The 13398-nt window shown below is 29.0% G+C and carries 14 protein-coding genes; 3 read left to right on the forward strand and 11 right to left on the reverse strand.

The window, feature by feature from the left end; translation table 11 throughout:
• Positions 1-157 precede the first annotated feature (157 nt).
• Complete coding sequence (locus ACRCZX_RS08790; RefSeq protein WP_438582557.1) at positions 158-736, forward strand: DsbA family oxidoreductase; 579 nt, start codon at positions 158-160, stop codon at positions 734-736.
• A gap of 50 nt (positions 737-786) precedes the next feature.
• Here ACRCZX_RS08790 and ilvA read toward each other — a convergent pair whose 3' ends face one another.
• The 11 genes from ilvA to hpt form a co-directional block, all read right to left on the reverse strand.
• Positions 787-1995, reverse strand: a complete 1209-nt coding sequence (gene ilvA / locus ACRCZX_RS08795; RefSeq protein ID WP_438582558.1) for a threonine ammonia-lyase — start codon at positions 1993-1995, stop codon at positions 787-789.
• An 81-nt stretch (positions 1996-2076) separates the two neighbouring features.
• Positions 2077-2991: a DMT family transporter gene (locus tag ACRCZX_RS08800; protein ID WP_438582559.1), complete on the reverse strand. Its 915-nt coding sequence runs from the start codon at positions 2989-2991 to the stop codon at positions 2077-2079.
• An 8-nt stretch (positions 2992-2999) separates the two neighbouring features.
• Positions 3000-7280, reverse strand: a complete 4281-nt coding sequence (locus tag ACRCZX_RS08805; protein ID WP_438582601.1) for a PolC-type DNA polymerase III — start codon at positions 7278-7280, stop codon at positions 3000-3002.
• 48 nt (positions 7281-7328) lie between these two features.
• Positions 7329-7892 carry an RNA methyltransferase gene (locus tag ACRCZX_RS08810; protein WP_438582560.1) on the reverse strand — a complete coding sequence of 188 codons (564 nt, stop codon included), beginning with the start codon at positions 7890-7892 and terminating at the stop codon, positions 7329-7331.
• 8 nt (positions 7893-7900) lie between these two features.
• The gene (locus tag ACRCZX_RS08815; RefSeq protein WP_438582561.1) at positions 7901-8419 is read right to left on the reverse strand and encodes a gamma carbonic anhydrase family protein; all 519 of its coding nucleotides are present in this window, start codon (positions 8417-8419) and stop codon (positions 7901-7903) included.
• Complete coding sequence (gene trmD, locus ACRCZX_RS08820) at positions 8420-9136, reverse strand: tRNA (guanosine(37)-N1)-methyltransferase TrmD (RefSeq protein ID WP_438582562.1); 717 nt, start codon at positions 9134-9136, stop codon at positions 8420-8422.
• Positions 9137-9146: 10 nt separating this feature from the next.
• Positions 9147-9662 (reverse strand): ribosome maturation factor RimM, encoded by a 516-nt coding sequence (rimM, locus tag ACRCZX_RS08825; RefSeq protein ID WP_438582563.1) that lies wholly within the window; start codon positions 9660-9662, stop codon positions 9147-9149.
• 24 nt (positions 9663-9686) lie between these two features.
• Complete coding sequence (locus ACRCZX_RS08830; protein WP_438582564.1) at positions 9687-9926, reverse strand: KH domain-containing protein; 240 nt, start codon at positions 9924-9926, stop codon at positions 9687-9689.
• Between the two features lie 32 nt (positions 9927-9958).
• Positions 9959-10198, reverse strand: a complete 240-nt coding sequence (locus tag ACRCZX_RS08835) for a DUF4911 domain-containing protein (RefSeq protein WP_438582565.1) — start codon at positions 10196-10198, stop codon at positions 9959-9961.
• 81 nt (positions 10199-10279) lie between these two features.
• Complete coding sequence (rsmA, locus tag ACRCZX_RS08840) at positions 10280-11071, reverse strand: 16S rRNA (adenine(1518)-N(6)/adenine(1519)-N(6))-dimethyltransferase RsmA (RefSeq protein WP_438582566.1); 792 nt, start codon at positions 11069-11071, stop codon at positions 10280-10282.
• A gap of 20 nt (positions 11072-11091) precedes the next feature.
• Positions 11092-11616, reverse strand: a complete 525-nt coding sequence (gene hpt, locus ACRCZX_RS08845; RefSeq protein ID WP_438582567.1) for a hypoxanthine phosphoribosyltransferase — start codon at positions 11614-11616, stop codon at positions 11092-11094.
• 161 nt (positions 11617-11777) lie between these two features.
• On the opposite strand from hpt, the gene ACRCZX_RS08850 reads away from it, so the two are divergent.
• Together ACRCZX_RS08850 and rsgA are read left to right on the forward strand one after the other, a co-directional pair.
• Positions 11778-12479, forward strand: coding sequence for a PASTA domain-containing protein (locus ACRCZX_RS08850; protein WP_438582568.1), 702 nt, complete (start codon positions 11778-11780; stop codon positions 12477-12479).
• 35 nt (positions 12480-12514) lie between these two features.
• Positions 12515-13381: a ribosome small subunit-dependent GTPase A gene (gene rsgA, locus ACRCZX_RS08855; protein ID WP_438582602.1), complete on the forward strand. Its 867-nt coding sequence runs from the start codon at positions 12515-12517 to the stop codon at positions 13379-13381.
• Positions 13382-13398: the final 17 nt, after the last annotated feature.

Below are 13398 nucleotides of genomic sequence, written 5' to 3' on the forward strand. Positions count from 1 at the left end.
CAACGAGGACAAGAGATATTATTAATATACATAGTTAAAAACTGCTCCTTTCTTGGGGGGAATATTGGTTGTTTGAATAACTATTATACCTCAAAGGATTAGAGTAGTTTCAATAATTTTTAAGTTAACAGAAACAATATTTTAATTAGGAGGTTTTATGAAAATTAGAATTATTTTAGATTTTATATGCCCATATTGCTTTGTAGGAGAAAAACTTTTAGAAAAAGCTTTAAAAAATTCAAATTCAAAAGTTGAATTTGAATTTTTACCATACGAATTATGTCCAGAACCAAATCCTCAAACTATTGTCAATGAAAATAATAAAACTTATTTTTTAGAAACTGTTGGTAAATGGGCTGCTAATGAAGATATTCTTATTACTTTTCCAACTATCAATCCTAAACCACGAACAGCTCTTGCTTTTGAAGGCTTATATATTGCAGAAAAATATAATAAAGGTATTGAATATATTAGAGCTGTTTTAGATAACTATTGGATTATGAATAAAAATATTGGTGATATAGATGTTCTTGCTCAAATTGCACAATCTCTCTCTATTCCCTTTGAAGAGTTTCATGATTCTCTTTTATCGAGATCATTTAAAGAAAAACATATAAAATTAAATCTTGAAGTTTCAGAATATAATTTTGATGTAGTTCCAACATTTTATATAAATGAAAAACAACTAGATAACTTTCCTCGAACTTCAAAAGAATGGGAAGCAATTTTAAAATAAAATAGAGAAGCTATCATTTTTACATGATAGCTTCTCTATTTTTAATCTCATTAATATAACTTATAACCCATTGAAGTTAATTTTTCTTTTACTTTTTCTTGATGCTCTTTATCAAAGCACTCTAAAACAAAACTTGCTTCTTGAGATGTAATTCCTAATTTAGTACTATACATCGTTTGATTAAGACTTAAAATATTAGCATTCATTTCACAAATTGCTGCAACAACTTTTATCATTTCTCCAACTTTATCAGAAAGTTCTAATGAAAAAGCATATCTCCTTCCATCTAATAAAAGAGCTTTATTTAGAACTCTTTCCATTAAATTTATATCAATATTTCCTCCTGATATAATTGCACATATTTTTTTGTTTTTATAATTTATCTTACCTGCTAAAATAGCTGCTACAGGAGTTGCACCAGCACCTTCTGCTACAACTTTACTTTTTTCTATAAGAAATAATATTGCTTTTGCTATCTCATCTTCTGTTACTGTAACTATTTCATCAACACACTCTTGAACTACTTTAAATGTTTCACATCCAGCTTTTCTAACCGCTATTCCATCTGCTATAGTTGGTTTTGTAGATATTTCACAAACACCTTTTAAGGCGATCGCTTCTGTCATTGACGCAGCATGAGCTGCTTCAATACCTATAATTCTAACTTCTGGTTTTAATGATTTTATTGCTTTTGATATTCCACCAATAATCCCGCCACCACCAATAGGTACTAATACAATATCCACATCTGGAATATCTTCTAGAATTTCTAAGCCAATTGTACCTTGACCAGCCATTACAAATTTATCATCAAATGGATGTAAAAATGTAGCTCCTGTTTCTTTCTGAATCTCTAAAGCTTTTCTATAAGCGTCATCATACACTTCTCCTTCTAAAATAACTTCTGCTCCATAAGATTTTGTTGCAGCTATTTTAGATAAAGGAGCGGTTGATGGCATAACTATAGTTGCTTTAATACCTTGTGCTGCTGCTCCTAACGCTACTCCTTGAGCATGATTTCCCGCCGATGATGCTATAACTCCTGCTGCTCTTTCTTCTGGTGAAAGATTTGCAATTTTATTCAAAGCTCCCCTTAATTTAAAAGATCCTGTTTTTTGTAAATTTTCCAATTTAAAAAAAACTGTGTTTCCACCTAACTCTCCAAGAGTCGTACACTCTACTATAGGAGTTCTTTTTAATGAATCCTTGATAGTTTCATTTGCTTTTTGTATATCTTCTAAGGTTAAATCACAAATCATATTTATTACCCTCCAAATCATTATTATACAACTTTTGATAAGTTCATTATATATTTTTAGTACTTTTTTTTCAAGGTTTTTTTAACTTTTCTGAATCTTAGTTATTTTATATATTGTAATCAATAGTACTCCTGCACTAACAAATTGAATTGGTGATAAAATTTTCTTATTAAATAGATAATCAAAAACTATAGATGAAATTGGAAAACATAACTCACATATTGTTGCAATATTCGCTTTTATATATCTTAATCCAATATAATACAGTAAAAGAGCTCCACTCCCTGTAGTAAGTGCAATAATTAAGAATATCATCCATTGATCTGGTGTTGTTTTAAAAAACCACCCTAAATTCCCATTAGCAATTACTATCAATCCTGTTATAATTGATGTAAAAAGATACCTTGTATACATTGCTGTTCTAAATGAAGAGTTTGCTAAAATTTTTTTACCAAACACTGTTGAACTACCAAATGAAAAAGCTGCTAATATAGAATACAAACTAGCTATTCCTATTTTATCTCCAGATTGAAAATGTGGAAGTGTAAATTCAAATGTTAGTAAATACCCACTTACTAGAGCTAGTAATGCCCACTGTAAAAAATTCTTACCAATTCTTTCTCCTAATAAAATTCTAGCTAAAACTATTGCAAATACTGGCTGTAATTTTTGAAGTAATGTCACTACAGTTAAATTATTAAAATTTACTAAAAATAAAGCTTTAACAATTGATAATGTTCCTAAAGCTCCTCCAAACAAAGCAATTAAAAAATAAAATAAAACATCCTCTTTACTCAGTTTCTTGATGTTTTTCAATTCTTTTTTTCCAAATAAGATACTCATTCCTATCAATGGAAGTAAGTGAAGAATAAAAACTACATATGCTACGTCTAATTTAAATAATCTTGGAGTTAAGACAATTCCATCAAATCCCCACATTGTAGCTGCTAAACAAATTAATCCAGCTCCCAAATGTTGCTTTTTTATATTAAACATTTTTCCTCCTAGAAAAATAAAGTTGTCTGATTTGTTTCACTTAAAGCTTCAATACAATTAAACTCTTTCAATTTATCAATTGTTGTTTGAGATGTTTTTGTTCTTCTCTTCAAGTCTTCATAAGAGATAAATCTTCCAAGCTCTCTTTCTCTTAGAATATTATCTATTACAGATGAACCTAAGCCATTTAAAGCCATTAAAGGAACTCTTATTTTTCCATCTTCAATTATAAACCTATTTCCATGAGATTTATATATATCTAAATTTAAAAACTCAAACCCTCTTGCATGCATTTCTACAATTATTTCACATACAGCTAGCTGTGCTTTCTTTTTAACATCTAACTTAGGTTCTTTATTTAATTCTTGAATTTTTTCTCTTACAGTTCCCAAATCTTTCATCATTTCAAAATCAAAATCTTCAACTTTTCTACTTAAATAAGCCGCATAAAATGCTAATGGATAATGAACCTTAAAGTATGCTATTCTCATTGCCATCATAACGTATGCTACAGCATGTCCTTTAGGAAACATATACTTTATTCTTCTACAAGATTCTATATACCACTCTGGAACTCCGTGTTCTTTCATCAAATCTGAATACTCTTTCCATTGACCTACATTTTTACTTGGTTGTCCTTTTCTTACAAACTCCATTATTTTAAAGGCAGTTCCCTTTTCAACACCTTGATCTATTAAGAAGTTCATAATATCATCTCTAACAGAGATTATTTGAGACAGTGTAGCTTTCCCTTCTCTTACAAACTCTTGGGCATTGTTTAACCAAACATCCGTACCATGTGAAAGACCTGATATTCTTACTAATTCTGCAAAAGTTGTTGGCATTGTATCTAATAACATTTGTCTAACAAATCCTGTTCCGAATTCAGGAACACCATAAGTTCCAATTACTGAACCTATCTGTTCTTTTGTTACACCAAGCGATTCTGTTCCTGAGAATATCTTTAATGTTTTTGGATCTGCTAATGGTATATCATAAACATTTACTCCAGTATATTCTTGAAGCATTTTTATTGTAGTAGGATCATCGTGCCCTAGGATATCCAATTTTACAAGTTGCTCATCCATTACATGATAATCATAGTGCGTTGTTGTAGAATCACTATTTTGATCGTTTGCTGGTCTTTGAACTGGACAAAACTCATATATCGAATTACCTTCAGGAACAACTATCATTCCTCCTGGATGTTGACCAGTAGTTTTTTTAGCTCCTTCACACTTTTGAGCCATTCTCATAACCTCAGCTCTTCCAGAAATTATATCATGATCTTCAAAAAATTTTCTAACGTAACCCTCAGCATTTTTTTCTGCTAACGTTGAAATTGTTCCTGCTTTGAATACATTACTTTTTCCAAATAATTCTTCACAGTATCTGTGGATTTCAGATTGATATTCGCCAGAGAAATTTAAATCTATATCAGGAACCTTATCTCCATCAAATCCCATAAAAACTTCAAATGGTATTGAGTGGCCATCTTTTTTCATCTTTTTTCCACATTTTGGACAATCTTTATCAGGTAAGTCAACTCCTGCTCCTTCTCTTTCTATAAACTCTGAATATTTACAATTAGAATCTGTACACAAATAATGAGGATAAAGAGCATTTACTTCTGTAATCTCCATCATGTAAGCAACTATAGAAGAACCAACAGAACCTCTTGAACCAACTAAGTATCCATTATCTAAAGATTTTTTTACTAGTTTCTGAGCTGATAAATATAGTACAGAGAATCCATTTCCTATAATAGCCTTTAGCTCTCTTTCTATTCTTGTCTCTACATTTTGTGGCAAAGGATTTCCATATAGCTCATAGGCCTTAGCATAAGTCATATCTCTAACTATGTTTTCAGCATTATCTATTTTTGGTGGATAAAATCCACTTGGTATAGGTTGTATTTTTTCAATTTTATTATTAATTTCATTTGTTGCTTCTACTACAATTTCCCTAGCTATATCTTCACCTAAATAGCTAAATTCATGGAGTAATTCATCGGTTGTTCTAAAGTAAAAACCATTATCTACTCTATATTGATTAGGTCTAAATACACTACCACTTCCGTAAAGCAAAATTGATCTTATTTTATAATCCTCTTTTTCTAAATAATGAACATTTGACGAAGCTGTTACAATTTTTCCTGATTCTTTTGCTAAGTCATACATATAACTATTCATCTTTTCAACGTCTTTAAACGACGCTATAGAACCAGTTTCATCACTCTCTAAAAACTCTGAAAAAGCAATTCTAGGTTGTAACTCTACATAATCATAGAACTCCATACATCTTTTAACTTTTGGTAAATCATTTCTAAAGTATGCTTCTGATAACTCTCCACTATTTGCAAAATGAACTGATGTAGGAGCTCCTAAAATCAATCCTTCTCTATTTTTACTTAAAACTGTTTTTAATATTCTAGGTTTTTTATTTCCAAAGTAATCTATATGAGCTTCTGAAATAAGTTTATACAAATTCTTTAATCCTACTAAATCTTTTACTAAGACCATTACATTTCTTATATCTTGCTTTCTAAAATTCAATGGAAAAGCTCCAGTCATATTGAGTTGATTTTTTATTCCAATCTCTAAGTATCTTTCTAAAAATATTGCAAACATTCCTGCTGTTGCTTGTGAATCATCTACGGCTCTATGATGGTTTTCTAAAGCAACTTTTAAAAATTTAGTCATTGGTTTTAATCCATAACCTTTTTGATTTGGATACAAGTCTCTTGCCATTTGTAAAGTATCAATTACTGTGGGATTATAATCTATTCCCATATATTTCTTTACATCTCTCTTTAAAAATCCCATATCAAATGGTGCATTATGAGCTACTAAAGTAGCATCTCCTAAAAATTCCATAAATTTAGGTAAAACTTCATCAATAGCTGGCATATTTTGAACTAATACATCATCTATTCCTGTAATTTCTTGAATCTTTTTAGGAATTGCTTTCCCAGGATTTATAAGTTGAGAATATCTATCTACAATTCTTCTACCTTGAAGTTTTATAGCACCTATTTCTATAATTTCATTTTTATGAGAATTAAGTCCCAAAGTTTCTAAGTCGAAAACAACATATGTTTCTTCATCAATTAAAACATCTTTTGGATTCTGTACTATTGATTGGGTATCATCAACCATATACATTTCACAACCAAAAATAATTTTTATATCCTTACCTTTAGCAGCTTTATAAGCAAATGGAAATGCGTGTACGACACCATAATCTGTAATTGCAACTGCTTTATGACCATAATCTAGGGCTCTTCCTACTATACCTTTAACATCTTCAACTCCACACATCTCACTCATTTTTGTATGAGTATGTAGTTCTATCCTTTTTTCTTCTGATAAATCTTGCTTTTTTGCTTTTTGTTTATCTAATTTATTTAAAATGTTAACCATGATTATCTCTTCGTTATTTTCAAAAGTATCTATTTGTTTTTTACCACTTATTTTTATATAATCCCCTACTTTAACATCAAAATCTTCTGGACTATTTAAAAATATCTTGGCTGTTATAGAATCCTCTCCATCTGTAATTCTTAAAATCTGTAAGATTTTTCCAGTTCTTAACTCTCTTCCATCTGTTGCAAAAAGTTCTCCTTCTATTACAGCTATCTCGTTCTCTATTAAATCTTTGAACTCTGATATTGCCATACTTGGACTTTTTATATCTTTCTTTTTACTGAATCCACCTCTACCTAGTGGAACAGCCGATTTAATTTCAACTCGAGGTGTGTTAGCTTTAGCTTGATTATCTTTTTCAGCTTTTTGTTCGCTTAAAGTTATTATTTTATTTTCAATTTCATCATCAATTGATTTTAATTCACTATTAAAATCTCCAGAAATAAATTTTACTTTAAAACCTTTTATTCCATAGTTTTCTAAAAGTGTTTCTATTTTTATATCTAAATTTGAACTATAAAGAGTTTCAACTGCCATTTCATTTTTAAGCTCTATATTTACACTTTTATCTTTTATAGATATTCTGTATAAATATAAAAATGATTTTGAAATAGCATTTGTTTTCTTCAATTTATCAATAACTCTCTCTACTATTTCTAAAAAGTTCTCTTTAGTTATCTCTCTTGACATATATTCTATTTTAAAATCAATATCTAATTCACTTCCAAATTTTTTCTTTAAATTTTCATAAGCCTTATCAAGTCCTTTTAAATCATCAGGAGTAGAAACAACGCAAATCAAATCCATTTTCTTATTTCTTTCACTGAAAATAATTTCGGTTACTTCAATATTTTCTATTCCCATCTCTTTAAATATATTTCTTTGAGGTCTTATTCTAATTTCTCTTCTCAATTATTTTTCACCTAATAATCTATCTAATATGATAGAAACCGCTGATCTAACTGACAAGTGATTATAGTCTGCAGCTCCTCTTATTGGCTCTAATATATAATCTGACATATCCATTACTTCGTCTATTAGTCCCCAACCTGTTCCAAATAATATTAGATATGGTTGATCGTCATCTAACATCTTTTTAGATAATTCTTTATAGCTTATTGAGTTTGAAAATATTTTTGCTGATGTTGTTATTATTAAAGGTTTTTTTCCTTCTCTTTCTTCTATTTTAGATATACTTTCTTTTATTGAATCATATACTCTTGTTCTTCCAAAAGCTTCTTCTCTATCTCTATTGTATCCTGCTCCAAGCCCATCTTGCCAATAACCTATAATTCTTTGAGTTAATTGCTTTTGAGCATCTACAGATACTATTATATGATATTGATTTACATCATATGTTCTACAAGTTCTTGATATATCATGAATATCGAAGTTAGTTACTGATGTACAAACAACATCTCCTCTTTTATTATATACTGGTGAGTGAACTAGTCCTAAATATATTGCTTTTCTCATTCTTTTACCTACCCTATTCTCTCTAATTTTTTATAAGTATTTATTTTCTCTAAATATACATTATTTGCATACTCTAAGTAATCTATATTTTTTTCAGAAAGTTTTTTTATAACCTTAGCTGGAGAACCTACAATCAAATCTCCTTCTTCAGCTTCTAATTTATCAGTTACTAAACTTCCTGCTCCAACAATACAATTTTTAGGTATTTTTGTTCCATTTAATAAAATTGATCCCATCCCAATTATAACATTTTCTCCTATTTCACATCCATGAATTATACAATTATGTCCTATTGTTACGTTTTTTCCTATTATCACTGGAAAAGGTGTATCACCGTGAACTGTTGTATTATCTTGAATATTTGAGTTGTTTCCAACTATTATTTTACTCATATCAGCTCTTAAAACTGCTGAAAACCAAATACTTACATTCTCTCCAGTTTCTACATCTCCTATAATTGTAGCTGTTTCTACAATTAAATTATTCTCACCAATCTTTGGAACTAAATCTCCTAATTTATATATCATTTAGTTTTGCTCCTCTTTAATCTCTTTTAATATTTTTTTTTCTAGCTTTGAAAATTCACGATCTTTTAACAACTCTGGCCTTCTCTCTAAAGTTCTTTTAATACTTTGTTTTAATCTCCACTCATGTATATTCTTATGATGACCAGACATTAAAACATCTGGTACTTTTAATCCTTCAAATTCTGCTGGTCTTGTATAGTGCGGATAATCTAAAAGTCCATTATAAAAAGAATCATTTTCATAAGATTCTTTTTTTATAACTCCAGGAATCAAACGAATTATTGAGTCTGAAATTACCATTGCTGGTAATTCTCCACCAGTCAATACAAAATCACCTAAAGATATTTCTAAATCAACTTTACTATCAATAACTCTTTCATCTATTCCTTCGTAATGTCCTGCTATTATCGTTATCTCTTGCTCTTGCGCTAACTCACAAGCTAGCTTTTGGCTCAATTTAACTCCCTGTGGAGATGTATAGATAACTTTACCTTTATTTTCATTTAAAGCTTTTAAAAGAGGCTCTGGTTTCATAACCATTCCTGCTCCACCACCAAAAGGGATATCATCACACTGTTTATGTTTTCCTTCGGCGAAATCTCTTATGTTAACTATATTAATTTCAACTTGTTCTCTCTCCACAGCTCTTCTTACAATACTATGATCTTTAAAAGAGTTAAAAAATTCTGGAAATAATGTTAATATATTTATCTTCACAATTCTCTCCTTAACTTCTCTTTTTTTCTCTCATTCCGTCTATTAAAGAAACTAGCATTTCTCTTTTACTAAAATCTATCTTTTTTATAAAAACTTCTGCATCTGGAATCATAGTTTCAAATTCATCATCTTCAATTACATATATATCATGTGCTGCTGTTTCATATATATCTACTATTTCACCAATACTTTCTCCATCTTCTGTTATAACATTCATTCCGATTATATCGTTTCCTAAAAACTCATCTTCTTCAATTCCCAATATATCTCTTCTTACTTTTATCGTTCCATTTTGAATTGAACCAGCATCTGTTTTATTTATTAACTCTTCAAATTCTACAATCCATTTTTTATCTACCATTTTAGATACTTTCTTTACAGTTAATATTTTAACATCACCTGTTGGTAATTCAACCATTACTTTATTTCCATTTAAAGGCTCTAAATCATCAAAATTTGATGTTACTTTTATAGCTCCTTTTAAATGATGCGTTCCTGAAACTCTTCCAACTGATAACAAATCCATTTTTCTCTCCTTTAAAACCTTTTATTAATCTACAAACTCAACATTTACATTTAATCTATCTTTAACTCCTGCAGCTTGCATAACTCCTCTTACAGAATTAGCTGTTAGTCCATTTTTACCAATAACTCTTCCCATCTCTCCCTGTGCTACACTTACTTTAAAAGTAATTGTATCATCTATTAAATCATAAGTTATTCTTATTGCAGATTTTGTTATCACTAATTCTCCGATTATATAATTAATTAAGCTTTCTAATTTTTCCATTATTAATCCTCCTAGTTTCACTATTGTATTTTTTAAAGCTCTCCAGACCAAGGTCCTTCTGAAACAATTTCAGCTTTAACCCATTTTTTATTTAAATCTTCAACAATCATTCTTACATCATCTTTAAAATCTGTAGTTGAAACAATTGTTAAGTCTCCCGCAGTTGCATCTTTTGTTCTTACTATTCCTACGCCTTCATAAGCTTCCATTATTTTGTTAATAAAATCTATATCCTCACGTTTTGTTTTTATTTTAAATTCATAACTATCCATTTTTACTCCTTTTTAAGCTAAAAGGAGGCTTTCAAAAATTAGGTAGCCCCTCTTTTATCAACGCCTCACTTATTAAAAGTTTTATTCTTCTTCGAATATCTCAGCTAAATCTATAAACTGTTCTATTGTTAAATTCTCTGCTCTTTCTGTTTCGGCTATATTTAACTTCGCCAGTTTTTCTCTAATAAAATCTTTTGAATATCCTAAAGTACAGATATTATTGATAATATTTTTTCTTTTATTTGATAAAGCAGCTTTTACATATTTAAAGAAAAGTTCTTCTGAAATCTTATCTTCATACCTTCTATCTCCATAGAATTTTATTGACATAAAAGCTGAATCTACTTTTGGAGCTGGTGTAAAGAATGCTTTTGGTATTGTGAATAAGTATTCTGCTTCACCATAATATTCTACAGCTAACGTTAAAACACTTCTTTCTCTACCAGATTTTGCACAAACTCTTTCAGCTACTTCTTTTTGTACCATTATGAACATTTCACTTATTCTATCTCTATGTTCTATAATCTTATTTATAATTGGTGATGTTATATAATAAGGTATATTTGCAACAACTCTTCCTTTTTCTATAACATCTTTTAAATCCACAGTTAAAACATCTTGCATTATCAAGTTAAATTTTGGGTTTTCAGAATACTTTTTTGTAAGTATTTTTTCTAAATCTGTATCTATTTCTATGCAAGTAACTTGTTTTGCTTTTTCTAACAACAATGCTGTTAAAGCTCCCTCTCCAGGTCCAATCTCAATTATATGTTCGTCTTCTTTAACATTTGAAACTTCTATTATTTTATTCAAAACATCGTTTTGATCAGTTAAGAAATTTTGTCCAAACTTCTTCTTATGTTTAAAGGACATTTACCCTCCTTTGATTTCTTTTATTTTCTAACTACTTTTCCAATATAAGGAAGATTTCTATGTAACTCATCATAATCTAGTCCATATCCAACAACAAATTCATCTGGAATTTCAAAACCGATGTATTCTCCAACCATATCAACTTTTCTTCTGCTTGGTTTGTCTAATAATGAACAAACTTTTAAACTGTTTGGTTGCTTTGTCATTAAGAATTTTTTTACAGATTGTAAAGTTAAACCTGTATCAATTATATCCTCTATTATTAAAACATCTTTACCAGTTAAATCTGCATCAACATCTTTTAATATTTTTACTACACCTGTACTATCAGTTCCACCATGGTAGCTAGATACTTTCATGAAATCCATAGCTAAATCCATTTCAACACTCTTTAATAGATCTGCCATAAACATGATTGATCCCTTAAGTAAGCCTACACAAATAAGATTTTTTCCAGAGTAATCTTTTTGAATATCTTTCGCAACTTCTCTTATTCTCTTTTGTAAATCTTCTTCAGAAATCATTTTCTCTATAATGTAATCCATTTTTTCCTCCTAAATTTTAAATAATAGTTTACAAAATATTCTATCATTTAACCTACTATTTATCAAGTAATTATTGATATTTTAGTGCCACTATGATATTATTTTATAAGTATTTATAGTATTTTATTATTTAATTTTATAATACTACCTTAGGAGGAAAAATGAAAAAATATTTAGCAATTTTGCTATCGTTCATACTTATTATTTTTATTTGTTTTTTTAGTTTAAACATATTCTTAAAAACATCTTTTAATAAAAGTTTCTATTCTCTACCAAATTTAGTAGGAATGACTTTAGAACAGATAAACAAAATAGAATCTATTGATAAAGTTAGTATAGTTGTTGCAGGAAGCGATTTTTCTGAATTACCAACTGGAACTATTTTTAGACAAAATCCTTCTCCTAATAAAATTGTAAAACAGGGTAGAACTTTAAGAGTTTGGTTGAGTAAAGGAAAAGATGATTATACAATGCCTGATTTTACAAATAAAAACCTAATTGAAGTTTCAGCTAAATTACAAAAAGATGGTATAAAAATCAAAAAAGTTTCATATACCACTTCAAATTTACCTTACAACACAGTTCTAGCCAGTACTCCGTCTGTAAGACAAACTACTCAAAAAAACAAAGGTGTTTCTCTTCTTTTAAGTAATTCTAACTCTGTTGCTAGTATTGAAGTTCCAGATACAATTGGTTTTACTTTTGAAGAAGCAACATACGAATTAATCTCAAAAGGACTTATCGTTGGAGAAGTAAAAGAAAAAGTAGTTCCTGATTTAGAAAAAGGAATTGTTATAGAAACTACAAATATTGGTGAAACTGTTCCTCTTGGAACTATTATTAATATGATTGTTAGTTATTAATCAAAGGAGTGTGAATTATTATCGAAGGAATCGTTATCAATAAAATCCAAGGATTTTATAACATTGAAAGTAATGGAAAAGAATATCTTTGCAAGCTAAGAGGTTTGTTAAAAAGATCTGACAAAAGAGAAAATTGTACTGTTGGAGATTACGTTATCTTTGATGAAGACGGATTTATTACGGAAGTTAAAACTAGAAAAAATCTTTTAAGAAGACCTATGGTTGCAAATCTAGATTTTGGTGTTATTCAATTTTCTGCAAAAGACCCTATTATTGATTATGAAAAAATTAATATTTTAGTATTAAATAGTTTATACAATCAAATTAAGCCTGTTTTAATCGTAAATAAAGTTGACTTATTAGATAAAATCGAATTTAATGAGATCAAAAGAAAGTTGCTTTACCTTGATAAAATAGATATACCTGTTTTCTATATATCTACATTTGATAATACAGGTATACCTGAATTAACAGAGTTTTTAAAAGATCGAGTTACAGCTTTTGGTGGTCCTTCTGGAGTTGGAAAATCTAGTATTTTAAATCTATTACAAGATTCTAGAGAATTGAAAACTGGAGAAACTAGTAAAAGATTAAGAGCTGGTAAACATACAACTAGAGATAGTAGACTTCTTACTCTTCCAACTGGTGGATTTGTTATAGATACTCCTGGATTCTCATCTGTTGATTTACCACCCACTGAAAGTCCTCAAGAACTAATTGATCTTTTTCATGAATTTCATTTAGCAAAAGGATGTAAATTTAATGATTGTGTACATATTAACGAACCACAATGTGGTGTTAAAGAAGCTGTCGAAGATGGAATTATTCCAAGAGAAAGATATGATTTCTTTAAACGTTGTTATGAAAAATCTAAAAATGAAATTTGGAATAAATACAAATAAAAAATAATTCTGAAATA

Origin of the sequence: Cetobacterium sp. (genome assembly GCF_051658645.1) — a bacterium.
GTDB lineage: Bacteria > Fusobacteriota > Fusobacteriia > Fusobacteriales > Fusobacteriaceae > Cetobacterium_A.

What these genes read in the sequence shown, in the direction of transcription:
- hpt (WP_438582567.1), bottom strand. Translation starts at nt 11,616, where the DNA reads ATGGATTACATTATAGAGAAAATGATTTCTGAAGAAGATTTACAAAAG.
- ACRCZX_RS08850 (WP_438582568.1), top strand. Translation starts at nt 11,778, where the DNA reads ATGAAAAAATATTTAGCAATTTTGCTATCGTTCATACTTATTATTTTT.
- ACRCZX_RS08815 (WP_438582561.1), bottom strand. Translation starts at nt 8,419, where the DNA reads ATGATATATAAATTAGGAGATTTAGTTCCAAAGATTGGTGAGAATAAT.
- ACRCZX_RS08790 (WP_438582557.1), top strand. Translation starts at nt 158, where the DNA reads ATGAAAATTAGAATTATTTTAGATTTTATATGCCCATATTGCTTTGTA.
- ACRCZX_RS08830 (WP_438582564.1), bottom strand. Translation starts at nt 9,926, where the DNA reads ATGGAAAAATTAGAAAGCTTAATTAATTATATAATCGGAGAATTAGTG.
- ACRCZX_RS08805 (WP_438582601.1), bottom strand. Translation starts at nt 7,280, where the DNA reads ATGGGAATAGAAAATATTGAAGTAACCGAAATTATTTTCAGTGAAAGA.
- ACRCZX_RS08810 (WP_438582560.1), bottom strand. Translation starts at nt 7,892, where the DNA reads ATGAGAAAAGCAATATATTTAGGACTAGTTCACTCACCAGTATATAAT.
- rimM (WP_438582563.1), bottom strand. Translation starts at nt 9,662, where the DNA reads ATGGATTTGTTATCAGTTGGAAGAGTTTCAGGAACGCATCATTTAAAA.
- ilvA (WP_438582558.1), bottom strand. Translation starts at nt 1,995, where the DNA reads ATGATTTGTGATTTAACCTTAGAAGATATACAAAAAGCAAATGAAACT.
- rsmA (WP_438582566.1), bottom strand. Translation starts at nt 11,071, where the DNA reads ATGTCCTTTAAACATAAGAAGAAGTTTGGACAAAATTTCTTAACTGAT.
- ACRCZX_RS08835 (WP_438582565.1), bottom strand. Translation starts at nt 10,198, where the DNA reads ATGGATAGTTATGAATTTAAAATAAAAACAAAACGTGAGGATATAGAT.
- ACRCZX_RS08800 (WP_438582559.1), bottom strand. Translation starts at nt 2,991, where the DNA reads ATGTTTAATATAAAAAAGCAACATTTGGGAGCTGGATTAATTTGTTTA.